22 protein-coding genes and 1 pseudogene are annotated in these 24,475 nt (G+C 68.4%); 10 read left to right on the forward strand and 13 right to left on the reverse strand.

What is annotated here, in order from left to right; translation table 11 throughout:
- Positions 1–4: 4 nt before the first annotated feature.
- The 4 genes from OHS71_RS37130 to OHS71_RS37145 all read left to right on the forward strand — a co-directional run bounded on the left by OHS71_RS37130 (position 5) and on the right by OHS71_RS37145 (position 5,491).
- A complete protein-coding gene (locus tag OHS71_RS37130) occupies positions 5–985 on the forward strand; it encodes an FAD binding domain-containing protein (protein WP_328483709.1) in 981 nt (326 codons plus the stop codon).
- Positions 982–3,180 (forward strand): xanthine dehydrogenase family protein molybdopterin-binding subunit, encoded by a 2,199-nt coding sequence (locus OHS71_RS37135; protein ID WP_328483710.1) that lies wholly within the window; start codon positions 982–984, stop codon positions 3,178–3,180. The genes OHS71_RS37130 and OHS71_RS37135 overlap by 4 nt, the downstream gene beginning before the upstream one ends.
- A 359-nt stretch (positions 3,181–3,539) precedes the next feature.
- Positions 3,540–4,220, forward strand: coding sequence for a flavodoxin (locus OHS71_RS37140; protein WP_328483711.1), 681 nt, complete (start codon positions 3,540–3,542; stop codon positions 4,218–4,220).
- Entirely contained in the window at positions 4,220–5,491 is a 1,272-nt protein-coding gene (locus tag OHS71_RS37145; protein WP_328483712.1) for a ferric reductase, read from the forward strand. The genes OHS71_RS37140 and OHS71_RS37145 overlap by 1 nt, the downstream gene beginning before the upstream one ends.
- A gap of 329 nt (positions 5,492–5,820) precedes the next feature.
- On the opposite strand, the gene OHS71_RS37150 is transcribed toward OHS71_RS37145, so the two are convergent.
- From OHS71_RS37150 to OHS71_RS37170, 5 genes are all read right to left on the reverse strand, one after another.
- On the reverse strand, positions 5,821–6,411 hold the full coding sequence (locus tag OHS71_RS37150; protein WP_328483713.1) for a TetR/AcrR family transcriptional regulator: 591 nt from the start codon (positions 6,409–6,411) through the stop codon (positions 5,821–5,823).
- Between the two features lie 130 nt (positions 6,412–6,541).
- Positions 6,542–6,970, reverse strand: coding sequence for an ester cyclase (locus OHS71_RS37155; protein ID WP_328483714.1), 429 nt, complete (start codon positions 6,968–6,970; stop codon positions 6,542–6,544).
- A 214-nt stretch (positions 6,971–7,184) separates the two neighbouring features.
- Positions 7,185–7,883 (reverse strand): SDR family oxidoreductase, encoded by a 699-nt coding sequence (locus OHS71_RS37160; RefSeq protein ID WP_328483715.1) that lies wholly within the window; start codon positions 7,881–7,883, stop codon positions 7,185–7,187.
- A gap of 201 nt (positions 7,884–8,084) precedes the next feature.
- Positions 8,085–8,225 (reverse strand): hypothetical protein, encoded by a 141-nt coding sequence (locus OHS71_RS37165; protein ID WP_328483716.1) that lies wholly within the window; start codon positions 8,223–8,225, stop codon positions 8,085–8,087.
- A gap of 387 nt (positions 8,226–8,612) precedes the next feature.
- A complete protein-coding gene (locus OHS71_RS37170) occupies positions 8,613–9,731 on the reverse strand; it encodes an alpha/beta hydrolase (protein ID WP_328483717.1) in 1,119 nt (372 codons plus the stop codon).
- A gap of 786 nt (positions 9,732–10,517) precedes the next feature.
- On the opposite strand from OHS71_RS37170, the gene OHS71_RS37175 reads away from it, so the two are divergent.
- From OHS71_RS37175 to OHS71_RS37185, 3 genes are all read left to right on the forward strand, one after another.
- Positions 10,518–11,015, forward strand: a complete 498-nt coding sequence (locus OHS71_RS37175) for an alpha/beta fold hydrolase (RefSeq protein WP_328483718.1) — start codon at positions 10,518–10,520, stop codon at positions 11,013–11,015.
- A gap of 284 nt (positions 11,016–11,299) precedes the next feature.
- Complete coding sequence (locus OHS71_RS37180) at positions 11,300–12,115, forward strand: oxidoreductase (protein WP_328483719.1); 816 nt, start codon at positions 11,300–11,302, stop codon at positions 12,113–12,115.
- A 294-nt stretch (positions 12,116–12,409) separates the two neighbouring features.
- Positions 12,410–12,532 (forward strand): hypothetical protein, encoded by a 123-nt coding sequence (locus OHS71_RS37185; RefSeq protein WP_328483720.1) that lies wholly within the window; start codon positions 12,410–12,412, stop codon positions 12,530–12,532.
- Positions 12,533–12,856: 324 nt separating this feature from the next.
- Here the strand turns inward: OHS71_RS37185 and OHS71_RS37190 are convergent, their stop codons facing one another.
- The 4 genes from OHS71_RS37190 to OHS71_RS37205 form a co-directional block, all read right to left on the reverse strand.
- Entirely contained in the window at positions 12,857–13,756 is a 900-nt protein-coding gene (locus OHS71_RS37190; RefSeq protein WP_328483721.1) for an NADP-dependent oxidoreductase, read from the reverse strand.
- Between the two features lie 517 nt (positions 13,757–14,273).
- On the reverse strand, positions 14,274–15,272 hold the full coding sequence (locus tag OHS71_RS37195; RefSeq protein ID WP_328483722.1) for an SMP-30/gluconolactonase/LRE family protein: 999 nt from the start codon (positions 15,270–15,272) through the stop codon (positions 14,274–14,276).
- Positions 15,273–15,417: 145 nt separating this feature from the next.
- On the reverse strand, positions 15,418–16,644 hold the full coding sequence (locus OHS71_RS37200) for an MFS transporter (protein ID WP_328483723.1): 1,227 nt from the start codon (positions 16,642–16,644) through the stop codon (positions 15,418–15,420).
- Positions 16,645–16,764: 120 nt separating this feature from the next.
- Positions 16,765–17,451, reverse strand: a complete 687-nt coding sequence (locus OHS71_RS37205; protein WP_328483724.1) for an SDR family NAD(P)-dependent oxidoreductase — start codon at positions 17,449–17,451, stop codon at positions 16,765–16,767.
- A 155-nt stretch (positions 17,452–17,606) separates the two neighbouring features.
- On the opposite strand from OHS71_RS37205, the gene OHS71_RS37210 reads away from it, so the two are divergent.
- Positions 17,607–18,344, forward strand: coding sequence for an IclR family transcriptional regulator (locus OHS71_RS37210; RefSeq protein ID WP_150484059.1), 738 nt, complete (start codon positions 17,607–17,609; stop codon positions 18,342–18,344).
- Positions 18,345–18,426: 82 nt separating this feature from the next.
- On the opposite strand, the pseudogene OHS71_RS41440 reads toward OHS71_RS37210, so the two are convergent.
- The 4 genes and pseudogenes from OHS71_RS41440 to OHS71_RS37225 all read right to left on the reverse strand — a co-directional run.
- Positions 18,427–18,556 (reverse strand): annotated as a pseudogene (locus OHS71_RS41440) (IS630 family transposase); the annotation flags it as partial.
- A 186-nt stretch (positions 18,557–18,742) separates the two neighbouring features.
- On the reverse strand, positions 18,743–19,024 hold the full coding sequence (locus OHS71_RS37215; protein WP_328483725.1) for a PAS domain-containing protein: 282 nt from the start codon (positions 19,022–19,024) through the stop codon (positions 18,743–18,745).
- Between the two features lie 265 nt (positions 19,025–19,289).
- Positions 19,290–21,179, reverse strand: a complete 1,890-nt coding sequence (locus OHS71_RS37220; RefSeq protein ID WP_328483726.1) for a propionyl-CoA synthetase — start codon at positions 21,177–21,179, stop codon at positions 19,290–19,292.
- Positions 21,180–21,652: 473 nt separating this feature from the next.
- Positions 21,653–22,276 carry a TetR/AcrR family transcriptional regulator gene (locus tag OHS71_RS37225; RefSeq protein WP_328483727.1) on the reverse strand — a complete coding sequence of 208 codons (624 nt, stop codon included), beginning with the start codon at positions 22,274–22,276 and terminating at the stop codon, positions 21,653–21,655.
- Between the two features lie 148 nt (positions 22,277–22,424).
- Here OHS71_RS37225 and OHS71_RS37230 point away from each other — a divergent pair, with 148 nt between their 5' ends.
- Positions 22,425–23,420: an NADP-dependent oxidoreductase gene (locus OHS71_RS37230; RefSeq protein WP_328483728.1), complete on the forward strand. Its 996-nt coding sequence runs from the start codon at positions 22,425–22,427 to the stop codon at positions 23,418–23,420.
- 48 nt (positions 23,421–23,468) lie between these two features.
- A complete protein-coding gene (locus tag OHS71_RS37235; protein WP_328483729.1) occupies positions 23,469–24,335 on the forward strand; it encodes an alpha/beta fold hydrolase in 867 nt (288 codons plus the stop codon).
- Positions 24,336–24,475: the final 140 nt, after the last annotated feature.

Genomic DNA, 24,475 nt, shown 5'->3' on the forward strand with positions numbered 1-24,475 from the left:
TGACATGCATCCCTTCTCCTTCACGAAGGCCGCCAACACCCGCGAGGTCCTCAATGCCGGTTGCGCGGGCGGCCGTTACATCGCCGGCGGCACCACCCTCGTCGACCTGATGCGCGAGACCGTCGAGCGGCCCGAAACCCTGGTCGACATCAGCGACCTGCCACTGCGCGAGGTCAGCGTCACCGAGCGCGGAGGCTTGCGCATCGGCGCCCTGGTGAGCATGGCCGAGAGCGCTGCCCACCCCAAAGTGCGCTCCCTCTTCCCCGTCGTCTCCGAGGCTCTGGAGCTGAGCGCGTCGGCCCAGCTGCGGAACATGGCGACCATCGGCGGCAACATCATGCAGCGCACCCGCTGCACGTACTTCCGGGACGTGAGCGCCGACTGCAACAAGCGTGAGCCCGGCTCGGGCTGTGCAGCGTTGCACGGCTTCAACCGCATGCACGCGATCCTGGGTGCCTCCGACGTGTGTGTGGCCACGCACCCGTCCGACGTGGCGGTGGCCTTCGCGGCGCTGGAGGCGACCGTGCACCTGCTGGGCCCGGATGGGGAGCGCACGGTACTTTTCGCCGACTTCCTGCTGCGGCCCGGCAACACCCCCAACCGTGAACAGGCCTTGCGTAGGGGCGAGTTGATCACGGCAGTGGAGATCCCCGCCCTGCCGCGCCCGTTGAAGTCCGGCTACCTGAAGGTGCGTGACCGGCAGTCGTACGAGTTCGCCCTCACTTCCGCCGCCGTGGCGCTGCACATCCGCAGCGGGGTGATCCGGGAGGCGAAGGTCGCCGCCGGGGGCGTGGGCACGGTGCCGTGGAAGCTGCCCGCCGTCGAGAAGCACCTGGTCGGTGAGCGTCCCTCGGAGTCGTTGTGGGCAGCCGCCGCCGAGCGAGCCGCCGACGGGGCACGTCCCCTTGACCACAACCGGTTCAAGGTCGCGCTGCTCAAGCGGACCGTCGAACGTCAGCTGCGCGTCGTAGGAGGTACAAAGTGAGCCCCCAGCCCCAGGCAGCCGTGGGTGCGCCGCTGTCCCGGGTGGACGGGCGGCTGAAGGTCACCGGCAAGGCGCAGTACGCCGCCGAGTTCGACGTCGACGGGGTGGTGCACGCGGTCATCGTCGACGCTAGCATCGGACGCGGCTGTATCACCGGCTTCGAGACCCGTGATGCCGAAGCCCATCCGGGCGTGCTGCGCGTGATCCACCACGGCAACGCGCCGAAGCTGCCGTACCGCGACAACTCCAACGGTTCGAACAACCCGGCAGGACGCAGACTGCGGGTCTTCCAGGACGACAAGGTCCTCTTCCACGGCCAGCCGGTCGCTGTCGTGGTGGCCACCACGCTGGAGGCCGCGCAGCACGGCGCGAGCCTGGTGAAGGTCCGCTATGAAGCCGAGCAGCCCTCGACCGACCTGACCGAGGGCAAGGCGGGCGAGCCGACCGAGTACGCGCGCGGTGACGCCGAAACCGGCCTGCGCGACTCGGCGGTGAGGATGGACCTGACCTACCGCATGGCACGCAACCACCACAACCCGATGGAGACCCACGCCACCATCGCCCGCTGGGACGGGAACAAGCTCACCATATGGGACAAGACCCAGTGGGTGGTGGGCACCCAGACGGAACTCTCCACGGTGTTCGATGTGCCGCTGGACTCCGTGCGGGTCATCAACCCCTTCGTCGGCGGCGCCTTCGGCAGCGGACTGCGCTGCTGGCCGCACACGGTCGTCGCCGCGCTGGCCGCCCGCGAGATGAAACGTCCGGTCAAGGTGGTCCTGACCCGCAAACAGATGTACTTCGGCACCGGCTTCAGGCCCTCCTACGAGTACCGGCTGAGCCTGGGCAGCGACCGGCGGGGCCGTCTGAAGGCCACGGTCCACGAGATAGACGCGGAGACCTCGTCGTACGAGACGTTCGAAGAGGCCATCATGCTCGCCGGCCAGATGTTCTACAGCACACCGAACGTCAGCCAGGCGTACCGCAAAGTGCCCCTGGATGTGAACAGCCCGATCTGGATGCGCGGTCCGGGCTTCGCGAACGCCTCCTTCGCCATCGAGTCGGCCATGGACGAACTCGCGCACCGCCTCCGCATCGACCCGATCGAACTGCGCCGGCGCAACGAACCGGCCGAGGACGAGTCGAACAACCTGCCCTGGTCCACCCGCCGGCTGCGCGAGTGCTACACCGTGGGCGCCCGGGAGTTCGGCTGGCACCGGCACAACCCGAAACCCCGCGCGAGGCGTGACGGCGACTGGCTGATCGGTCTGGGCATGGCCGCGGCCGTGTACGACCCCAACAACATGGAGGCGCACGCGCGGGCCCGCCTGAACGCGGACGGCACCGCGGTGGTCGAGGCAGCCGCCAGCGACATGGGCCCGGGCACCTACACCTCCCAGACCCAGGTCGCCGCCGACGCCCTCGGGCTGACCATGCGCGCGGTGACCTTCCGGCTCGGCGACTCCCTGTATCCGCAGACCCCGCCGCACGGCGGCTCCATGACCATGATGTGCGTCGGCTCCGCCAACCTCGACGCCTGCAACAAGATCCGCCGACAAGCGATCAAACTGGCCGTCGAGGACGAGGCATCACCCCTGTACGGAGCCAAGGCCGAGGACATCGTCGTGCGCAGCGGGCGCCTGCACGTGCAGGGCAACCCGGCCCGTGGCGAGACCTACCAGCGGCTGCTGACCCGCAACAACCTCACCCACCTCGAAGCCGACGGCTCGTGGTCCGGGCCACAGGATCCCGAGCGGCACTCGTATTACTCCTACGGCGCGGTCTTCACCGAGGTCGGTGTGGACGCGGCGCTGGGCCTGGTGCGGGTGCGGCGGATGCTCGGCGTGTACGACTGCGGCCGCATCGTCAGCCCCAAGCTCGCCGACAGCCAGGCACTGGGCGGCATGGTCGGCGGCATCGGCCAGGCGCTCCTTGAGCACACGGTCACCGACCACCGTGACGGCCGGATCGTCAACGCCGACCTTGCCGGCTACCTGGTCCCGGTCAACGCCGACATCCCCGAGATCAAAGCGATCTACCTGGAGGGCGAGGACATGCAGGCCGACCCGCTCGGCGTCAAGGGAGTCGGAGAGATCGTCCAGGTCGGGGTAGCGTCCGCCATCGCCAACGCCGTCTTCAACGCCACCGGCCGACGAGTCCGCGAACTGCCCATCACCGCCGACGCGTTGCTCTGAACCGGAGCGCCCCGGGCCACTGAGGAGCGGCCCGGTCGCCCGGGGCGCTCCATCCTCGTCCGGCAGTCGGTCCCCCGTCCGGCTGTCGGACTTCCTCGGGGGACTGCCGTCGCGTACCCCTCGTCGGGCGCGGCGGCGGCCCGCCTGTCGCTCCGATCCCCTCGACCCACACGGAGAAATCCACCCATGCTGAACACCGCGGAGACGCTGAACCGTTGGTGCCGCGAAGCTCGTCCCATCGCGCTGGCCACCGTCGCCTGCGTCTGCGGCTCGAACCTCTGGCCCAACCGCGGCGTTGAGGTGATCGACGGCCCCACCCCATGGGACCCAGTACGTCGGTGTCGTCGAGGGGGTCGGCCATGAATCCGCACGGCGTCAGCCGCCGCAAACTGCTGGCACTGATTACCGCCGGCTCCGCTGCCGCAGCGGGGCTCCTGGCCGTGGACTGGCAGAACGCGTCCGGCCCCGGCTGGCCGGGCATCTCCCCGGTCAACGCCGGGGGCACACCACCTAGGCGGGGCGACAAGACCCTGGTCGTCTTCTACTCCAAGACCGGCAGGAACTTCCCCGACCTCAACCTCGAAGTCGGCAACACCGCCCAGGTCGCCGGATTCATCCACGACCGGGTCGGCGGGGACAGATACGAGGTTGTCCCGGCTGAGCCGTACCCGGCCGACTACGACGAGACCGACAGGATGGCGCAACGGGAGGCGAGTGAGCGCCTCTACCGTCCCATCAAGCCCGGCACACCCGACACCGACCAATACGGCACAGTCTTCCTCGGCTTCCCGGTCTGGTGGGGCGAACAGCCCATGGCGATGCAGACCTTCATGCGGGATCACGATCTCAACGGAGCCAGGATCGTGCCCTTCGTCACCCACGAAGGCTCGCAGTTCGGCAACTCACTTGAAATCCTCGAGCGCTACTACCCCCAGGCAGACGTCCTGGACGGCTACGCCCGGCAGGGTCAGCAGGTCTACCGCGATCCTGACGGCACCCGGACCCAGGTCAACTCCTGGCTGGAAGGACTGGGGTTCTGATGGCCAGGACGCTGCTGCTGTGGGGCCTTGTCGCGGTGTTCCCGCTGCCCCTTGCGCTCACCTTGAACGCCCAGCTCACGGACGTGACGAGCATGCGGCTCTACATATCCCTGGGGCTGGTCGCGTACTGCTGGTGGCTGCTGGCGATCCTGCTCAGTGTGCGCCCGTCCTGGCTGGACCGGGCCGTAGGGCTGCGGCACATTTACGCGCTGCACGGTGTGCTCGGCATCCTCGCCCTCATCCCGGCATATCTGCACCGCGAAAACACCTTCGCCCCGAGCACCTGGGCCAGGGACCTCGGTGATTGGGCGTTCTGGGCGGCGTTCGCGGTGCTGGGCTATTCGCTCCTGTTCATGAGCGGATGGCTGACCGACAGGTCGCTACTCCTGCTGAAGGTGAAGAGCCGGCTCGAACTTGTCTTCCGGCACCAGATCTCGGTCTGGATACATCGGCTCAACCTGGCCGCCGTCCTCCTGATCTGGCTGCACGTCCACCTGATCGACCGGGTGGCCCAGCACTTCGCGTTCATGGTCCTCTTTGACCTCTACACGCTGGCGGTGCTCGGCATCTACGTCTGGAAGAAATGGATCGCACCAGACAGCTACCTCACGGGAAGAGTGCAGGACAACGTCGCACTGAACCGGGCGACCCGCAGGCTGGCGGTCACACTTGACCGTACGTCGACGACGTCACGGCCCGGCGACTTCTACTTCCTCCGGTTCGAGGACCCGGGCATCGGCCGGGAATGGCATCCCTTCTCCGCGACCGACGACCGTCACGACACCCTGACGTTCACGATCCGGCAGACCGGCGACTACACCCGCAAGGCCGGCGGCGTCGCGCCCGGAACACCAGTACGCCTGGAAGGACCGTTCGGACAGTTCGACCAGACTGTCCGGCAACACCCTGCCGGTGCACCGCTCGTGCTCGTGGGCATGGGCGCAGGTGTCGCACCGCTGCTAGGTCTGATCTCAGCCCATCGCGGGGATCGGCGCATCCACCTGCTCTGGTCGGTCCGCCGTCCCGAGGACGCCTACTACGGCACCCTTCTGAAGGAGTACGAAAACCTCAGCGGCGGTCGCCTCACCGTAACTGTCCGGACCGGGCGGTTCACCCGAGACGATCTGGCGCATGCCCTGTCCGAGGAGGAGGTCGCGCGTGGGGCGTTCTTCGTCGTCGGGCCCAACCCGGCCGTGCTGGCCACCCAACGCACGCTGCGCCGCATCGGGGTATCAAGAGGCCGCACCCACCACGAGCGACTCACGATGTAGTTCCGGCTCATGCCAACTCAGCCGCCCCCATGGATAGTTCGCTGGTTGACGCCGATGATCCGGTCCCCGTTCTCGTCGCTGGTCTCCAGCACGTCGGCGGCGAGGCCGATGCCCGCGACGTTGGCAAGCACTGCCGGAGGGCCGACCGCCAGCGCTCGGCGGCGAAGGCGAGCGCGATCGCGCGGCCGAGGCCGGAGCCTGCGCCGGTGACGAGGACGGTCTTGCCGGCGCACACCATGACGGTGAGGCCACACCCGCGCGACGTGGTGGAACTACGGGAACCGCTCGGAGTCCGCGCCAACTCCAGCTTTCAGCAGGGACGTTGCACGTCAGACGCGCTGCCCGGCGTCCAGCAGCGCGAGGACGTTGTCCACCCCCTGGTCGAGGAGCTCGTTGGCGAGTCGGTTGTCGGTCAAGGCGCGGGAGAGCTGCAGCGTCCCGGCCATCAGGCCGAGGAGACTGAGTGCCTTCACGCGGGCGGAGGACGGGTCCTCGGGCGCCATGCGGGCGGCGATGCCGTCGATGAGGATCAGCACGCCGTCGGTGTACGCCTGCCTGGTCACGTCGGTGCAGCGCCCGATCTCGTCGAGCAGAGCGGCGTTGGGGCAGCCGTCGCCGAGCATTTCGCGGTGCTGGGGCGAAAGGTAACCCCGCACGATCTGTTCGAGTCCGGCGCGGCCGGGCGCGGCCTCGGCGACAACGCTCTCGGCCTGCGCCTTCAACTGGTCGGCGATCGCCGTGGTGACGAGGTCGTCCTTGGATGCGAAGTGGGCATAGAAGGCACCATTGGTCAGCCCCGCGTCCTTCATGAGCGTCGAGACGCCGGAGCCGTCAATACCGTCCTGCTTGAACCGGCGGCCCGCCGTCTCGATGATCCGCCGCCTCGTCTCCGACTTGTGCTCTTTTCCGTACCGCACCACAGCACACGCTCCTTCATCGACCAAAAGGACCGGTTGCCCTCTACCGACTGGGCCAGTGTATGGTATTGCGAACGTAATCCAAAGAATCGGCGTGGGCTCGACGAGGTCGGGGGCCGGGGCTCTCGGTCGGTCAGGACTGCAGCTGGGCGAACAGTGTCGCGAGGTCGATGAGGCCCCAGTGGTCGGTGAGTTTCCCGTCGGCCACCTTGAACATGCGGACCTCCAGCACCTTGATCGATCGGCCGGTGGCGGGAGTGCCGTTGAAGGGTCCGGTGTTCGTGCCGGCGAGGACGAAGCTGATCGCGAACCAGTCGCCCTCGGCGACGACACGGACCGGCGCGGCGGCGAAGTCGGGGACCGCATTTAGGAACGACGCCAGCACCGCGCGGGTCCCGTGGACGCCTGAGGTGGTGCCGTCGGCGGCGTGGTTGCGGAAGTCCGGCGCGTACAGGGCGAACAGGCCGTCGATGTCATGCGAGTTGACGAGTTCGACGTACTCATCCGCAAGTGGGTGCAGGTCGGCCGCGGTCGTTCGGTTCTCGACGTTCGAGGAAGACATGCGCTTCTCCAATGGGGCTGGAACAGACGGGTTGGAGGAGCAGGGTCCGGCAACGTTTCGTGAGGGGTGCCGGCGTTCCGATCGGCGCGGTCGGGTGGCGAGGAAGGTGGCCACCTCGGCCGTGAAGGCATCGATGGGCCGGCACGGGTGACGGCGGCTGAGTGCCCCTCGCCGTCGTGTCCCGCCGCAGTGGGGTTTTCCGGGCGGTGGGCGTTCAGGACAGCTGCGGGTAGAGCACGGAGACGCCCCCGGACAGTGCGGCCTGGGCTTGCCGGGCGGCGTCGTCCGCGAGGATCTCGTAGGCGCCGGCGGCGATGCCGTCGATGGCGATGCGGGCGATGTCGGCGGGGTCGGACTTGGGCGCGTCGACGGCCCGGGCCATGTCGGTGTCCATGTAGCCGACGTGCAGGCCGGCGACGCGGATGCGCTGGTCGGCGAGTTGGAGGCGCAGGGTGTTGGTGAGTGACCACTGTGCGGACTTGGCGGCGCAGTAGGCGCCGGCCTCCGGGAAGCTGAACCAGGACAGGCCCGAGAGGATGTTCAGGATCGCGCCACCGCCGCCCGCTGCGATCTGGGGTGTGAAGGCCCGGACCACCGAGAGGGTGCCGAAGTAGTGGGTGTCCATCTCCAGGCGGATGTCGTTCAGACCCGCGGCCAGTAGATCGGCCCCGGTGGAGGACCCTGCGTTGTTGATCAGGACGGTCACGTCACCGGTGGCCTTTGCGGCGGCCGCGACGGAGGCGGGGTCGGTGATGTCGATCGCGATCGGCTTGGCGCCGGGCAGGTCGACTTGGTCGGGATTGCGGGCGCCGGCGTAGACCGTGGCGCCGCGGCTGAGCAACTCGGTGGCGAGGGCCCGGCCCAGGCCCCGGTTGGCTCCGGTGACGAGGGCGGTGCTGGTGGAGAGGTCCATGAAAAGCTCCTCGCGATGTGGGAAGGGCGCTGTGGCGGCGCATCGGCTGCGCCTGCTGATGGGCTCTCTCGAGCAATTAAAGTATGATCATAATTCAATAAACCTGGTGACCGCAAGACAAGGAGGCGGCCCGCGCCCTCGTCGTGTCGGGCTTCGAGGTGATCGGAAAGGCTCGTACCACCGCGCGAGTCACCGCGCGAGTCACCGCGCTCCCGTGTCGCGCAACGCCGGCTGCGTGGTGAGCAGCTGCGGGATGACGAACAGCAGGGTGAAGTACCCCGCGGAGAGAGCGAGTATCAGGCAGGTGGCGGTCTGGAACCGCGTGGACCGGATTGTCGTCATCGGCACATAGCCGTCGGGGCGGCGGCGCGTATAGATGATGAGCAGGGTGATCGAGATCGCCGTCGCTGCCAGGCCGGCAGTGGGTGCGAGGCGACCATCACGACGCTTCCGGAGAGCACCCACTGTGCGGACCTGGCGGCGCAGTAGGCGCCGGCCTCCGGGAAGCTGACCCATGACAGGCCGGACAGGATGTTCAGGATCGCGCCCCCGCCGCCCGCCACGATCTGGGGTGCCAAGGACCGGACCGCCGAGAGGGATCCCGCGACCGCTTCCACCCGGGCCGGTCGATGGGCAGGGGCCCTGTATCCGTTTCCGAGGGGCCGCTTCCGCCGTGGGGGCTCATCCGACAGGCCGGTGGTGGTACCGGCCTGTCGGGGGCGCTTTCGGTCAGGCGAGGTTCTTGGTGAAGAACTCGTCGAACCTGTCGAAGGGGATGAGGTCTTTGCGGTCGTACAGGTCGACGTGGTCCGCGCCTGGGACAATTACGAGGTCGATGCTGTCGGGTGCCTTGGCCTGGATGTCCTCGGAGTAGTAACGGGAGTGCGCGTCGGCGCCTGCCACCAGGAGCGCCTTGCGGGGTGCCAGCATGTCGATGTTCGTCGCCAGCTGGAAAGCGAAGAATGACATCGGCGTGGTGCCGGTGAATGCGGTGGTGGAGTTGATCGAGCGCGGGTGGTAGCCGCGCTCGGTGCGGTAGTAGTCGAAGAAGATCGCCGTGATCGGGTCGGCGTCTGCCGGGAGGGTCTCGGGAAGGACGCGGTTTGTGGGGGCGACGTTGCCGTTGTCGTCGAAGGGGACCTCGTGTGAGAGTCGCGCGTAGGTGCCGTTCTTGGCGTCGATCCAGCGCTGCCGGCTGAGGTGGTCCACGACCTTCTGGCGCTGCTCACGTGTGTAGTAGTCCTTGTGGCCGCGGGACATGCTGCGCGACATGTCGTACATCGAGGCCGTGGCGACCGCCTTGATACGGCTGTCTGCAGCCGCCGCGGTGAGCGCCATAGCGCTCAAGCCGCAGACGGCCTGCGCGCCGATCCGCTTGCGGTCGACGATCTTCTGCAGGCCGAGGAAGTCGACGGCGGCGCTGTAGTCCTCGGTGTAGATGTCCGGCGAGGCCACGTCGCGCACCGTGCCGCCGCTCTCCCCGGAGAAGGAGGGGTCGAAGGCAAGGGCGACGTAGCCGCGACGGGCGAACTCGTTGGCGTAGAGCCCCGAGGACTGTTCCTTGACCGCGCCGATCGGGCCGCTGACCACCAGGGCGGGCAGCTTGCCCCTGGCGTTCTTCGGCACGTAGAGGTCCGCAGCGACCTCGATGCCGTAGCGGTTCTTGAACCGCACGGAGGACCGCTCGACGTTCTTGTCCAGCGCGAAGGTGTAGCCGCCCTTGTCCGTGGCCTCGCCCTGTCCTGTAGCGCCCGCGGCGCGGCTCGTCTCCGCACCGAAGGAGGGCACAGCCGCGGCGGTGGCGGCACCGGTAGAGGCGATCAGTCCGAGCGCTTTACGACGTTCCATGGAGGCGACCTCATACTCGATCGGTGGAGGAAAGGGCGCGACGGTCGGTGATCTCGTGACCGAGGCGCGATTTCAGGAAACCGCTTCTGCGCCAGGCGTGGCAGGTCGCATTTATAGGGGGTACAAGCTCGACCCCCCACCCCGCGGGGTGTGTGTCGTAGCGAGGAAGGCGCAGCACACCGACGCCTCGGCCAGGCCGCCGCCATGTCCGAGGGCGGCCCGATTGGTGCAGGCGCCTCGGGCGGACGGCGTCCTTACTGGAGGAGAACCGAACCGGGCGCGGACGAGCGCTGAGCGACAACGAACCGCGACCGCTTCCACGAGGCCCAGTGGCGACGATGCAGCGCCGCAAAATCTTGCCACGGTCCTACCCGCGCCATCTGCCACGGTGGCCGGGGGCGTCCACCGGCAAGATCCTGAAGCGTGAACTCGCCTGACGGCGACGCCAGTTGTGTCCGCAGTGTGTTCCCTTCGGGTCCTCCTTGTGGGTGGCCCGGAAGGAGGCATGTACCGAGAACCATGGTGCTGACTCGGTGGTGGCGGCCGCGCGCCGGAACTGGCCTGCCCCCCCCGGAGCCGATCGGCTTGCCCTCTCCAAGGCCGTTGGCGCCTGGCGGAACAGGAAGACAGTGCATTTTCAGGAACATCAGGAGGCTCGCGGCGTGCCGTAAGTAGTAGTTGGTCAGTGCCAGGCACTCGGTGAAAGCCCCACGCACACGAGTGGATCACCCAATGCGGTCTTTCGACGGATCTGGTTGATCAGGCGCTGCGCTGTCGGGCACGCAGTTGCCGGGGGGATTCGCCGTACCACCGTCGGCAGGCCCGCGTGTAACTGCTGGTCGCGACCTCACAGCGCTCCCGCCGGACTTCCTGCGGGAATTCGTGCGGAGTGTCATGTGCGTTCCGCGGACGGAAGGCTTCGGCGCACGGCTGGAACTGCCAGAGAAGCTGCCCGACTGGCTCGACCAGGGTGACGTGGACTTCCTCGTGGCCGAGCTCGAGCACACGGGGCTCACTGGGCCACTGAACCATTACCGGACCACTGATCTGAACTGGGAAGTCCTTGGAGAGTACAAGGACAGGCCGGTGACCGTGCCCGCGCTCTTCATCGGGGGCGACCGGGACGTGACGACGATCTGGAGCCAGGAAGCGATCGCCCGGATCGGCGAGAAGGTCAAAGACCTGCGGGGAGCGGTGATCCTGGCCGACTGCGGGCACTGGATCCAGCAGGAGCAGCCAGAGGCGGTCAACAGGGAGCTCCTCGCCTTCCTCGCCGGTCTCTGATCGGGCAGGGCATTGGCCGGGTGGCAGTGGTGCCGGTAACCGTCGCCAGCTGCTCGGGCGCCCCTCACGCCCTGGTTGGAAGAGGGGCGCTTGTCGCCGGCGAGGCTGCTCGCAGAAGGCACGCAACGTCGACCGATTCCATAGTCGCCATCGGTCAAGGCTGCACGAAGACCACGCCCACCTCCGGATGCAGGGATGCCGGCGATCGCGATCGGAGATTGTCCGGGGCCGACCATCCTGCTATTGTATTATCATCGTAATTCAAAACATTCAGGGAGCTGGCCATGACAGCAGACAGACCGCTTGCGCTCGTGACCGGCGCGTCCTCAGGTATCGGCAAGGCGACATCGCACGCGCTCGCCGAGGCAGGGTTCGACGTGGTCGGGACGAGTCGCAAGGTGACCGCGGGAGATTCGCGCGGCGGCGTGACGTTCCTGAGTCTCGATGTCACCCGCGATGACTCGGTCGAGAGCGTCGTTCAGCAGGTGATCGAGAAGTTCGGGCGTATCGACGTCCTGGTCAACAACGCCGGGATCGGTGCCAACGGAGCCGCCGAGGAAATCTCCGCAGCCCAGGCACAGCGCATCTTCGAGGTGAACGTCTTCGGCCTGATGCGCATGACCAAGGCCGTCCTGCCGCACATGCGCCGCCAGGGGAGGGGGCGCATCATCAACATCTCCTCGGTGATCGGATTCGTGCCCAACCCGTTCATGGCCGTCTACGTCGCGACGAAGCACGCGGTGGAAGGCTACTCCGAGTCCGTGGACCACGAGGTCCGTGAGCAGGGCATTCGAGTCCTGCGCGTCCAGCCGGGGCCCATCAACACCCCGTTCGACGTCAACATGATGCAGGCCGACACCCCCCTGCCGATATACGCGCGGCAACGGGCCGTATTCGATGAGTTGATGGAGGAGCAGATGAGAAGTGGCGACGATCCCGCCGTCGTCGCCAAGGTGGTCGTCGCGGCAGCGACCGACCCGAAGCCGAAGCTGAGCTATCCCGCCGGCTCGATCGCCGCACGCGTGAGCGTGCTGCGGCGCATCGTCCCGGCCCGGGCCTTCGACAAGAGCGTCCGCAAACTCAACCGCATGACCAGCTGACGGCACAGAGCCGGGAACATGTGCGGATCGTGTCCTTCGGAATACTGGGTTCACGGGAATTGAGCACGAGCCTGAACTCTGGCCGTTGCTGAAGTCCGTCGGACGCGGCCGCGGTTACCAGGTCGCGTACTGCCCTTTCGAGTTCGAGTCGGGGTAGAAGTACGGTCCCGTGTGGTGGGCAGGAACCCGTCGAGGCGCCACTCCGCGCGGCATCGCCGTGCCGCGTGCGTAGGAGTCCCATCATCGTCGTCGGGGACGGCCGCCAGTGCGCCCCGTTCTACAGCGACAGTAAGCATGACCGGACCACTCAGATTTTTTGGCGAGCGCATGACCGGCCTCGAACCCTGGCAGCGCGAAGGCTTCGATCCCAAGCTCAACCTGCACGAACTGCTGCGCAGTCCCGCTTCATCGAAGTGATCCGGCCGGAGGCAGAGGCCGTCGTCAACGAACTGCACCGCCTCACCCAGGACTCCGCCTACGCGGACCGTAGTATCACGTGATCACCCTGCGCCACGGCGACCGGACGCAACTGGTACAGAACTTCGTCGACCAGCACAGCGCATCGATGTGTCGGCCCGTGAACGTCACAGCATCCTGGTCGGCACACCCGAGTAGTTCAAGGGAGACCAGCGCGACGTCATTCTCCAGTCGATGGTCGTCGACGGAGCCAACGTCATCGCCGCAGCGTTGGGCATGGACGTGGTGCTGACGCAACACGTCGTCGGAGTGCCCCGCATGTTCTTACGGGGCCAGCAAAAGCTTTCCTCGCAAGCCTCCCTGCTCGAACGCCTTGTGCGCCGCTGCGGCGTTCGACAGCGGGTAGGTGCGGCAGAGCGGCACTGACAGCGTGCCGTCGGCCAGTTGCTCGGCGATCACGGCCAGTTGGTCTCCGCCCTCCTCGACGTAGCATTTGCGGGGCGTGATCTCGCGCTGCGGACCCGGCTGTTCGTTATCCGTGATCGAGAGGAATTCGCCGCCGTCGCGCACGGTCGAGATCGTCTGCGGGAGCCCCGCGGTGTCGATGACGGCGTCGAACGCCTGCTGAGGAACGTCTGCACCGGGCGGATACACCGTACGAACGCCGAGCGAGGTGAGATCGTCCTTGTCCGTGGCTCGGGCGAGGCCCGAGACCTCGTGCCCGGCCTGGACGAGCCACTGGACGGTGACCCGTCCCACCGCGCCGGCGGCTCCCGTGACGAGCACCTTCGCCCGCTCAGGCAGGTGCAGGTTGCTCATGAGCTTGGCCGAGGTCAGCACGGTCAGGGGAGCCGCCGCCGCGGTCTCCAGACTGAGCCCGGCGGGTACCGGGGCGAAGAGCTCTTGCGGTGCGCTGACGAATTCCGCGTAGGTTCCGTGGAGCCGGGTCATCTGCTTGACCATGCCCATCACCCGGTCGCCCACCCGGAACCGGGAAACCTCTGAGCCGACGGCGTCGACGGTTCCCGCGACATCCCAGCCGAGCACGGCGGGGAAGGTGAGATCGAGTCCGGGGATGCCTCGTCGGGTCCAGACGTCGACCGGGTTGACCGCAGCGAAGGCCGTCTTCACCCGGATGTCGTGCGGCCCGGTCTGCGGGAGCTCCACATCGGCGTAGGTGAGTTCGTCCGCCGGTCCGGTGCGGACGATGACTGCTGCTTTCATGCTGAGTTCCTTTCGGGGATCACCGTGAGTTCAGGGCGCTGATTTCGGGCTGTGCAGCGAGCAGAACACCAGTGCGGAGGCCGACGCGGGGCCGATCGCTGCGCCGAGGGGGCAGAGGGGGGTGAACACTGCTCGGGCACAGAGGCTGTGACCCCGATGACCTGGGTGGCGCTGGAGGAGGTCTCGGCGAGTACCTCAAGGGTCCGGGCTGCTGCGAGGACGATCCGCCGGAGATCCGGGCGGTCATGGAGGTAGATCCGAGGGTCGCGAGCGAGGCCAGGACTGATACCGAGTTGGCGGAGCCGTGGTGGGCGATGCCGAGGGACGCCGTCTCGCATCGGCCGATGCTGGGCTTGCCCATCTGCAGCGCGATCTCCCGCACTCGGTTCCCGGTCTGCTGTCGGCGTCGACCGCTCCACCGTCATCCGCGCCGCGGGAACGACCGGGTGACCGACAGCGGCGGCCGCCGCCGTGCGGCATTCTGCTGCGCGCGGCGGCCTCATGTGTAGTGGTCGGGTCAGGACTTGGTGACGACCACTTCGTAGGTGGGTGAGGCGGGCGGGTCCTGCGGCGTGGGGCGGGTGTCGAAGTGGGCGTTCACCGCGGCGAGCAGGTGGCCGAAGCGCGCCGCCGTCGCCGGGACGCCGTAGGCCGGGCTGGTGATCTCCTTCCCGAGGGTGCCGCTGCGCAGGTCGCCACTGAGCTTGAAGCGGGAGATCTTGTTGTCGAAGCCCTGCACCACCCACAGATCTCGGCCGTGGAGCACGAGACCGTCGGCGTTGGGTGCCTTGACGCCCTTGATCACCGTGGAGGCACCGGTGTCCGGGTTGATGGTGTAGATCCGCTGGTTCGCGAAGTGACCGACGATCAGCGTCTTGCCATCGGGCGTGGCCTCGATCCCGTTGAGGTTGTACTCGCCGCTCAGCTCGGCGGCCGGGCCGGTGACGTCGAGGGTGCGGACCTGTCCCAGGGTGCCCTGCTTGCCGACGGGCACGAAGTGGAGTTTTGCCTGCGCGGAGTCGGTGAACCAGGCGCCGCCCGCGGTGAGGACCACGTCGTTGATGAGGCTGGTGGTGCCGGGGGTGGCGAGTTGGAGGGTGGCGACCTCCGCACCGGTGGAGGTGCTGTACACGTACGCCTGGCCGCTCTTGTCACCGGCGACGAAGAGCAGACCGTGGCGCGTGTCGGCCTTCATCCCCACTGCCGCCCGGCCGGCGGGGGCGTCGATGAAGCGTTCCGCGGTGCCGGTGCGGATGTCGCCGCGGTAGATGTCTCCGGCGTAGAGGTCGCCGGCGTAGAAGGTCGTCCCCTTGCCTGCCGCGATGCCCTCGGCGGATGTGGCGCCGGGCAGCGTGATGACCTTGTTCTGTACGGCCGAGTGGTGGGCGGTGGGGGTGGCGGCGACAGCGGTGGCCGCCGTGTGGGAACCGGCGACGAGCAGTCCCGCCGCGAGAAACGTGACGGGTACGCCCTTCAGGACACGGGCGGGCGAACGCTTCCAGAGGATTGTGCGCATGGAGTCTTCCTGTCGTGTGAGTTCGGGTGAGTCCTGGCCCCACCTGTCAGGTGGGGCGCGGATGCGCCCCTGCGGGGTGGCATCGGGTGTGTGCCGGCGCCGTGGCGGACGGGCCCGTGACGCGCAATGTCGGCTGCGGTTCGTGTCAGAGCACCAGTGCGGAGGCGAGCGCGGGGCCGATCGCGCCGCCGAGGAGGTAGAGCAGGGTGAACAGCCCGATCGCTGTCGGCTTGTCCTGTTCGGGCACGGAGGCCGTGGCCGCGATGACCTGGGTGGCGTTGGCCGAGGTCGCGGCGAACAGCGCCAGGAAGATCCCGGCCAGCAGGAGAACCGGCGCACTCGCGAGGACCGCGGCGAGTACGGCGGCGGTCCCGGCTGCGACGAGGACCATCCGTACGTTCGTGCGGGAGAACCGGGCGGCGACGGAGGTGAATCCGAGGGTGGTGAGCGAGGCCAGGACCATCGCGATGAGCTGCCCGGTGGCGGCGGCGTCTTTGGTCCAGTGGGCGCGGGTGATGAGCAGCTGCGGGATGACGAACAGCAGGGTGAAGTACCCCGCGGAGAGAGCGAGTGTCAGGCAGGTGGCGGTCTGGAACCTCGCCGACCGGATCGTGGCGACCGGCACATAACCGTCGGGGCGGCGGCGCGTATGGATGATGAGCAGGGTGATCGAGATCGCCGTTGCTGCCAGGGCCGGCAGTGGGTTCGAGGCGACCATCACGATACTTCCGGAGAGCACCGCGACCAGCAGCGCGCCCCCGGCGTCGAAACGGCCGGTGCCGGCTGTGTCTGGTGCCAGGCGGCGGCTGACGACGGGTACGGCGATCAGCGTGATCGCCAGCATGGAGAGCGCGACGCGCCACGACAGGACGTCGGTGAGCTGGGTGCCGATCAGCGGACTGACCGCACCGAACAGCCCCATCCCGGCGCTGATGGCGCCGATCCTGCGGGCGCTGCCGGCCAGGGCGATGGCGAGCACGTTCAGGCCGGCTCCGCCGGCGGCCTGGGTGGCCCGTCCGGCCACGGCCAGGGGCAGCCAGGGCGAGACCAGGACGATGAGCGTGCCGGCGGCGACGAGCGCGGCGCTCGTGAAGAGGACCGTGGGCCTGCCGCGATGCCTCATGAGCGCGGCTTGCAGGGGTGTCGCAACCGCCAGGGCGAGCGCGAACACGGTGGCGAGCCAGGAAGCGGTCGCGGCGGTCGTGTCCAGCGCGGTGCCGATGTCGTCGAGGATGAGCACCGTCGCGTTGTTCGCGGCGGCCACCGGCGACGCCATGAGCACGAGCCACAACACCGGCACCAGTGGCCGGGAGAGCTCCCGCGCGGGGCTCTGGCTGGACGTGTGTGAATGTGCGGGTGAGCTGTCCGTCATGGTCTCCGCGCCTTTGGGGTGCGGGCGGGGCTTGTCCGGTCGCCTACCGCCGGCGCCCCGCCCTTGAAAGGGTGGCAGGGCCAGGACCGCATTCTCGGTGCTGACCCTGCGCATCGGGTGTTACCAGGGCAGGATCTGCTCGTCCTGGTAAAAGGCGCCGGTGCCCGCCTCGGCGGGCAGGTTGACGACGTGCTTGACGCTGGCCGCGCCGTCCGCGAGGGGGCGGCCGCCCTCGCCACCGAGATCGCTCGCCGTCCAGCCCGGGCTCGCGGCGTGAACGGTGATCCCGTCCTCGGCGAGCTCTGCGGCCAGCGAACGGGTCAGCGCGTTGAGAGCCGCCTTGGACGCACCGTAGGCAGGAGTGGCCGCCCCCATGCGCGCCAGCGACGCCGCCTCGCTGGACACGTTGACGATGCGGGCACCCTGCGCCTTGCGCAGCAGCGGCAGCATGGCCTGGGTGACACGCCACGTGCTGAAGAGGTTGATCTCCAGCGCGTCCTGCACCACGCCGAGGTCGGCGGTGGATGCCTGCTGGGCGTAGTCGAAGATGCCACCGACGTTGTTGACCAGCACGTCAAGACGGCCGTGCTCGGCCTCGACCTTCTGCGCCGCGGTCTTGATGCTCGTCGGGTCCGAGGCGTCGAGCTGGACCGGGTGGGTGTCGCCGCCGATCTCTGCGGCTGCCTGAACTGCGGCATCGCCGTTGCGGGCGCTGAGCAGCACGGTGTCGCCGTCCGCGGCGAACTGGGCGGCGAGCTCGCGGCCGATGCCGCGGTTCGAACCGGTGATGAGGATGACGCGTGCCATAGCTGTGTCTCTTCCTTGCGGGGGGATGGGTGGGGGCCGGCCGATACGGCCGCTGATGCGGCGTCCACCACGGACGCGCCCTCGGTCACCACCTTGGTTCCGTGAGAGCACAATGTCAAACAATCAGGCCAAGAAATCTGATAGAGTTCAACATTATGGAATCCGAGACGTCATCCGGCCGTGTGCTCCAGTCCGTACAGCGGGCTTTCGACCTGCTGGAACGCATCGCGACGCACCCCGAAGGCGCACGGTTGAGCGAGCTCGCCGACGGCGCCGGACTCAACCGCAGCACCGCCCACAACTTGCTCGCTTCCCTCGAAGGGCTCGGCTACATCACCCAGGACAAGAAGGGCGCCGCCTACCGGCTGACCGGCAAGCTCAACCGCCTGCTGCGCCTGGACGCCGAGGCGGAACACGCCCTGCGCGCCCGCATCCGGCCCGTGCTCAAGAACGTGAGCCAGGCATCGGGCGAGTCCACCTTCCTCGCGTTCGCCACCGGCACCGACTACCTGTGCGTGGACGCCGTGCAATCGGACCAGCCCCTGCACCTCGCCGTCAGACCCGGCGAGCGAAAGTCACTGATCGGCGAGGCGCTCGGCCACGCCCTGCTCGCAGCCGACGCAGACCTCGCCCACCTGGTCCGCGCCGAAGACCCGGACCGGTGGGAACGCCACGCGCAGGAGATCGCCGACGCCAAGCACCACGGCTTCGCCCTCGACCTGGACAGCCAGCAGGCAGGCATCTCGTGTGTCGCCGTCGCGGTCACCCCACGCGCCGCGATCGCCGTCGCCGGGCCCACCAGCCGCCTCCCGGAATCACGCCTCATCACAATCGGCCAGAAGATCCGCGAGGCACTGGACAAAGTTCGACCGGCCAACCAGGAATGGCTGTGACCCTGAACCACTCGAAAGCGGAAAGCCAGCGCATGTGAAAGCGCGCCGGCCTTACGGCCTAATCAGTCCGGTGGTCTGGGCGCAGGCTCTTCTTCAGGTGCGCCCAGACCACCCCCGGCCGGACTGAGGTCGGGGGTGTAGGTCGGGAAGCGGAAGACCGTCAGCCAGGGCCGTTTGCCGATCAGCTCGCGCATAGCGGCGTCGACGCGGTAATCCGGGTTCTCTCCGGCACACTGGTGACCGTGCTGCAACTCGGCCCCCGCTCTGCTGCATTGAGCGGAAGGCATCGCCCAACGCGGTTACGCGCAGGCCTTCTGTCGCCCTCGGCGGGCGCGCATGGGTATCCCACGTTTCGGTGAAGCGGGCGTGCCGTGAGAGCGCCTGGACGGTCTTTCGGATCATGCTGGCCTGGTCCGCCGGATTTGCTGATCGGGCCCCGCGCAGGAGGTGCGCACGAACCCATTCCGGTGCCTCAGCCACACCCGGCCACTCCACCTCCGCAGCGCCTTGATCTCGCGCAGCATCTCGGAGGGAAGATCCTCATCGAGGAGGCGTGCGGCGGGCTTCCCGACGACCTCGTCCGGCGGATGGCCCAGCAACTGGCGGGCGCCCTCGCTCCACCTCGTCACGATGCCCTGCTGATCGACGACAGCCCAGGCCGCGCCACCGTCGTCGAGCACGTCGCCAGGCTGGCCCAGTCGTGCAGCGACCGGGATCCGTCGATGTTCCATCGCCGTCTCGCTTCTACGGGCCCTGGGGGCTTCGGCCTGCCGACACCAGTTTGCAGGCCGACCCCGTATCCCCATGTTGCTACGCTTCACCCGACGACGCCTGGCTGGGATCTTCAGTCACCTCAGGCATGTCAGCCGTCTGTACGGATCTTTGTCCGCGGGCAGGCGTGGGACAGCGGGTCCGCCGGCACCGCAAACGGACACGGTGTGCCCTTCACCGGGTGTGACCGGGACGGCGGAGGACCGGGCGCAAAGCCTCGATGACGCCGGGGTCGTCCACCGTGGAGGGGATGGGTTCGTCGAGTCCGTCGGCGATGCCGCGCATCGTCTTGCGCAGGATCTTGCCCGAGCGGGTCTTGGGCAGGGCGGCCACGACCGTGACGTCCTTGAGGGAGGCGACGGCGCCGATCCGGTCGCGGACGAGTTGGACGAGTTCGGCCTCGACCTCGCTCGGTTCGCGGTCGGTTCCGGCTTTCAGGACGACGAAGCCGCGCGGGATCTGGCCCTTGAGCTCGTCGGCGACGCCGATGACGGCGCATTCTGCGACGTCGGGATGGGCGGCCAGGGCCTCTTCCATGGTGCCGGTGGACAGCCGGTGTCCGGCGACGTTGATGACGTCGTCGGTGCGGCCCATGACGAAGACGTAGCCGTCGTCGTCGATGTGGCCGCTGTCGCCGGTGAGGTAGTAGCCGTCGTAGGCGGAGAGGTAGGAGGCGACGTAGCGGTCGTCGTCGTTCCAGAGGGTGGGGAGCGCGCCGGGCGGCAGGGGGAGCTTCACGACGATCGCACCGTCGACGCCTGCGGGCACCGCCCTGCCCGAGGCGTCGAGGACGCGGACGTCCCATCCGGGCAGCGGCCGGGTGGGGGAGCCGGGCTTGAGGGGAGCGGCTTCGATGCCCACGGGGTTGGCGACGATGGGCCAGCCGGTCTCGGTCTGCCACCAGTGGTCGATCACCGGGACGCCCAGGAGAGCGCTCGCCCAGTGATAGGTCTCGGGGTCGAGGCGCTCGCCGGCGAGGAAGAGGTAGCGCAGGCGGGAGAGGTCGTGGTCCGCGGTGAGCGTTCCCTTCGGGTCCTCCTTGCGAATGGCCCGGAAAGCGGTGGGCGCGGTGAACATGGTCTTGACGCCGCACTCGGCGGCGACGCGCCAGAACTGGCCCGCGTCCGGGGTGCCGACCGGCTTGCCCTCGTACAGGACGGTGGTGGCGCCGGCCAGCAGCGGCCCGTAGACGATGTACGAGTGCCCGACGACCCATCCGACGTCGGAGCCGGTGAACATCGTCTCGCCCGGGCCCACGTCGTACACGGCGCCCATCGACCAGTGCAGGGCGACCGCGTAGCCGCCGCAGTCACGCACGACTCCCTTGGGTTTTCCGGTCGTTCCGGACGTGTAGAGGATGTAGAGGGGATCGGTGGCGGGGACGGGAACGCAGTCGGCCGGCGGCGCGGCGGAGACCAGCTCTGCCCAGTCGAGATCGTCGGGCCCCAACTCGGCCCGCTCCTGTGGGCGTTGCAGGATCACGCTCTTCTGCGGCTTGTGGGCGGCGAGTTCGACCGCCCGGTCGAGCAGGGGCTTGTACGGGATGACCCGCTCGCCCTCGATGCCGCAGGAGGCGGAGACGACCACCTTCGGCGTGGCGTCGTCGATACGGAGGGCCAGCTCGCGTGGGGCGAAGCCACCGAAGACGACCGAGTGGACCGCGCCGATCCGTGCGCAGGCCAGCATCGCGACGGCGGCCTCGGGAACCATCGGCATGTAGATGACCACGCGGTCGCCGTGTCCCACGCCGAGCTGCGCGAGCGCTCCGGCGAAGGCCGCCACCTCGTTCCTGAGCTGTTCGTAGGTGTAGATGCGGCGGGTGTCGGTCACGGGGGAGTCGTAGACGAGTGCGGGTTGTTCGCCGCGGCCGGCTGCGACGTGCCGGTCGAGCGCGTTGAAACAGACGTTGAGCCGCCCGTCGGGAAACCAGCGGTGGAACGGGGCACCCGAGGAGTCCAGGGCGCGTTGCGGAGCGACATCCCAGTCGATGCCCTCCGCCGCCTTCAGCCAGAAGCTCTCCGGGTCCTCGGTACTCGCACGGAAGACACTCTCGTATGTTCCCATCACGCACTCCTTTGTGGCATCGAGGGACGGTGGTGGGGCTGCTCGCACAACGGTGTCGGACACAAGTACCGCATGCCGGCGGGGAGGGTCGAGCAAGATGCCGGCGACCGGCGGACAGGTCACCGGCATGGAGGTGGTGCGGCGGCCCGGCCGTCGCCGGGCCCGCCCTCGGTACGGCTTCCGCTCACGCGCCGAGGTGCCTGCGCAGCCACTGACCCATCTTGACCCATCCACTGGATCGCGCGGTCCACCTCGGGTACGCGCCCGGCGCCCAGGACGAACGAGTGCTGCCCCTCGGGCGGCGGATCGACCTCGGAGGTGACCTTGAGCGGCGCGGATCGCGGCGAGGCGCCCGTCGCGGTCGCGGTCGCGGCTGCGGTCGGGGCCGGGATCGGGGGCGACGACGCCGTGGTGCGCGCTCATGGGGTGTGCCCTTTCCGGGGTGTTCGATGGTCGGCTCGCGGAGCGAGCGGTCATGCGGCGCGGTGGTGGGGCGCCACGGAGGCGTGGATCTGGGCGCCGATGTCGGCGAGGACGACTTCGTCGCTGCGGTGCAGGTGCACGGTGGCGGTCGTGCTGATGTGGATGACCGCGGTGATCACCCGCGCCAGCGTCGCCGCGTCGGCGGCTTCGATGTGCTCGTCGCGGGCGAGCAGGCCGGTGATGCCGTCCTCGAGGCGGCCGGCAAGGGCCAGGCCCGCTTGCCGGTAAGGCTCGGACGGGTCACCGAAGACGAGTTCGTGCAGGTATGTGCGGCCGTTCTCGATGTGCTCCCTCACGCACTCCACCACGGGACGGACGAGGGCGACGACGGACTCCGGCACGCCCTGTCCGACGGCGGCGTCCGCGGCGGTGAGGCCGGCGTCGATGGCGGCGGCGAACTTCTCGTTCTGCACCATGATCAGCAACTCGGCCTTGGTGGACGCGTACAGGTAGAGGGTGCCGATCGCGACGTCGGCCCGGCGGGCGATCTGCTGCGTCGTGACCCCGCTGACGCCGTGTTCGGCGAACAGTTCGCGGGCTGCGGTCATGATGCGCTCGCGCTTGGCGGCTTTGGCCCGCTCACGGCGCCCGTCGACCACGTGACCGCGCTCCATGGGACCTCCCTTGACAATAATTCTGAGTGGACTCATGATTGAGCGTACTCGGATTAGTGGAGTGAGGCGAGGCCCCTGACGTCGCGCTGAATTGGCTGATCTGATCTCAGATGTGGATAAACAGGATGAAGGCAAGGAGCGACGCCCCATGAGAGCGTTCGTCGTCACCAAGTACAAGGAGCCGCTGCAAGAGGCGGACGTCCCCGAGCCCACCGTGGGGGAGCGCGACGTGCTGGTGCGGGTGGAGGCCGCCGGGCTGAACCCGCTGGATGAGAAGATCCGCGCCGGTGAGTTCAAGCAGATCCTGCCCTACAAGCTGCCGCTGATCCTGGGCAACGACGTCGCGGGCACTGTCATCGGCGTCGGGACGGCGGTTCGCGGCTTCAAGCCCGGAGACGAGGTCTACGCCCGACCCGACCAGGGGCGCATCGGCACCTTCGCCGAGCGCATCGCCGTCGCGGAGGGCGACCTGGCGCTCAAGCCGGCCTCGATCAGCATGGATGAGGCGGGCTCGCTGCCGCTGGCGGCGCTCACGGCGTGGCAGGCGCTGGTGGAGCGCGGGAGGGTGCGGCCAGGGCAGAAGGTTCTCATCCACGCCGGCGCCGGCGGGGTCGGTTCGATCGCGATCCAGCTGGCCAGGCACCTCGGTGCGAGCGTCGCCACGACCGCCGGCGGTTCCAACGCGCACTTCGTGCGCACGCTCGGTGCGGACACGGTGATCGATTACCGCAGCCAGGACTTCGAGCAGCTCCTGACCGGCTACGACCTCGTGCTGGACAGCCTCGGTGGTGAGAATCTCGAGAAGTCCCTGCGGGTGCTCAAGCCCGGCGGCAAGGTCATCGGGATCGCCGGTCCCCCGGACCCCGCGTTCGCCCGCGAGGCCGGTCTGAACCCGCTGCTGCGCCTGGCGGTCGCAGGCCTGAGCGGCAAGATCCGCAGGCAGGCGAAGAAGCTCGGGGTGACGTACGAGTTCCTGCTCATGCGTGCCAGCGGCGACCAGCTCCGCCAGATCGCCACCCTCATCGACCAGGGCGTGGTGCGCCCGGTCGTGGGGAAGGTGGTCGGCTTCGACCAGACCCCGCAGGCGCTGGAGTCCCTGTCCCGGGGCGGGATCCGCGGCAAGGCCGTCATCGGCAACAGCTGACCCGCCGCAACCGCGACGGGCGACACGAAGACACGAGGAGACTCCGACATGAGCAGCGCCGACATCCCGAACGAAGCCGTCATCACCTCCTACGCGAAGGCCCCGGCCCGCACCGTCAGCGCCGGTGGCGTCACCTACGCCTACCGCGAGCTGGGACCGAAGGGCGGCATCCCCGTCGTCTTCTTCGTCCACCTCGCCGCGACCCTGGACAACTGGGACCCCCGCATCATCGACCCCGTCGCGAAGGGCCGTCACGTCATCGCCTTCGACAACCGCGGTGTCGGGGCGTCCACCGGCCAGGTGCCGGACAGTGTCGAGGCGATGGCCGACGACGCCTATACCTTCATCAAGGCGCTCGGGTACGACAAGATCGACGTCTTCTCCTTCTCCCTGGGCGGCATGGTCGCCCAGGCCCTGGTGGTCAAGCACCCCGAGCTCGTCCGCAAGCTCGTCCTCACCGGCACCGGGCCCAAGGGCGGCAAGGACATCGACAAGGTCGCCGGAACCACCTACCGGGACATCCTGCGGGCCACCCTGACCCGGTCGGACCCCAAGGAGTTCCTGTTCTTCAACCGCGACTCCGTCGGCAAGGCCGCCGGACGCGCGTTCGTCGACCGGCTGGGCGAGCGCACCGTCGACCGCGACGCGAAGATCAAGACCAAGGCGTTCCGGACGCAGCTGAAGGCGATCAAGAAGTGGGGGCGCTCCGCCCCCGACGACCTGTCGTCGATCACGCAGCCCACCCTGATCGCCAACGGCGACAACGACCGCATGGTGCCCTCGGTCCTGTCGGGCGACCTGCACCGGCGCATCAAGGGCAGTCAGGTGATCATCTACCCCGGCTCCGGGCACGGCGGCATCTTCCAGTACCACGAGGAGTTCGCCCCCGTGGCGGTCGAGTTCCTCGCCCGATGACCATCGCCCGACCAGGGAGCGAAGGGCAACACCATGAGCACGCTTCGTTCGAGGGGAGGTGAAGTGTGTGGCTGTTGCACGGATGGGGCGCCGGCTCCTCGCCCTGCCGTGGGAGAATGAGTCCAGCCATATTCGAGCCC

Source organism: Streptomyces sp. NBC_00377 (assembly GCF_036075115.1).
Lineage (GTDB): Bacteria > Actinomycetota > Actinomycetes > Streptomycetales > Streptomycetaceae > Streptomyces.

Bases quoted from the DNA above. Each gene is read 5' to 3' on its own strand.
- OHS71_RS37130 (WP_328483709.1), top strand. From the start codon at position 5: ATGCATCCCTTCTCCTTCACGAAGGCCGCCAACACCCGCGAGGTCCTC.
- OHS71_RS37140 (WP_328483711.1), top strand. From the start codon at position 3,540: ATGAATCCGCACGGCGTCAGCCGCCGCAAACTGCTGGCACTGATTACC.
- OHS71_RS37145 (WP_328483712.1), top strand. From the start codon at position 4,220: ATGGCCAGGACGCTGCTGCTGTGGGGCCTTGTCGCGGTGTTCCCGCTG.
- OHS71_RS37155 (WP_328483714.1), bottom strand. From the start codon at position 6,970: ATGTCTTCCTCGAACGTCGAGAACCGAACGACCGCGGCCGACCTGCAC.
- OHS71_RS37160 (WP_328483715.1), bottom strand. From the start codon at position 7,883: ATGGACCTCTCCACCAGCACCGCCCTCGTCACCGGAGCCAACCGGGGC.
- OHS71_RS37165 (WP_328483716.1), bottom strand. From the start codon at position 8,225: ATGACGACAATCCGGTCCACGCGGTTCCAGACCGCCACCTGCCTGATA.
- OHS71_RS37170 (WP_328483717.1), bottom strand. From the start codon at position 9,731: ATGGAACGTCGTAAAGCGCTCGGACTGATCGCCTCTACCGGTGCCGCC.
- OHS71_RS37180 (WP_328483719.1), top strand. From the start codon at position 11,300: ATGACAGCAGACAGACCGCTTGCGCTCGTGACCGGCGCGTCCTCAGGT.
- OHS71_RS37185 (WP_328483720.1), top strand. From the start codon at position 12,410: ATGACCGGACCACTCAGATTTTTTGGCGAGCGCATGACCGGCCTCGAA.
- OHS71_RS37190 (WP_328483721.1), bottom strand. From the start codon at position 13,756: ATGAAAGCAGCAGTCATCGTCCGCACCGGACCGGCGGACGAACTCACC.
- OHS71_RS37195 (WP_328483722.1), bottom strand. From the start codon at position 15,272: ATGCGCACAATCCTCTGGAAGCGTTCGCCCGCCCGTGTCCTGAAGGGC.
- OHS71_RS37200 (WP_328483723.1), bottom strand. From the start codon at position 16,644: ATGACGGACAGCTCACCCGCACATTCACACACGTCCAGCCAGAGCCCC.
- OHS71_RS37205 (WP_328483724.1), bottom strand. From the start codon at position 17,451: ATGGCACGCGTCATCCTCATCACCGGTTCGAACCGCGGCATCGGCCGC.
- OHS71_RS37210 (WP_150484059.1), top strand. From the start codon at position 17,607: ATGGAATCCGAGACGTCATCCGGCCGTGTGCTCCAGTCCGTACAGCGG.
- OHS71_RS37220 (WP_328483726.1), bottom strand. From the start codon at position 21,179: ATGGGAACATACGAGAGTGTCTTCCGTGCGAGTACCGAGGACCCGGAG.
- OHS71_RS37225 (WP_328483727.1), bottom strand. From the start codon at position 22,276: ATGGAGCGCGGTCACGTGGTCGACGGGCGCCGTGAGCGGGCCAAAGCC.
- OHS71_RS37230 (WP_328483728.1), top strand. From the start codon at position 22,425: ATGAGAGCGTTCGTCGTCACCAAGTACAAGGAGCCGCTGCAAGAGGCG.
- OHS71_RS37235 (WP_328483729.1), top strand. From the start codon at position 23,469: ATGAGCAGCGCCGACATCCCGAACGAAGCCGTCATCACCTCCTACGCG.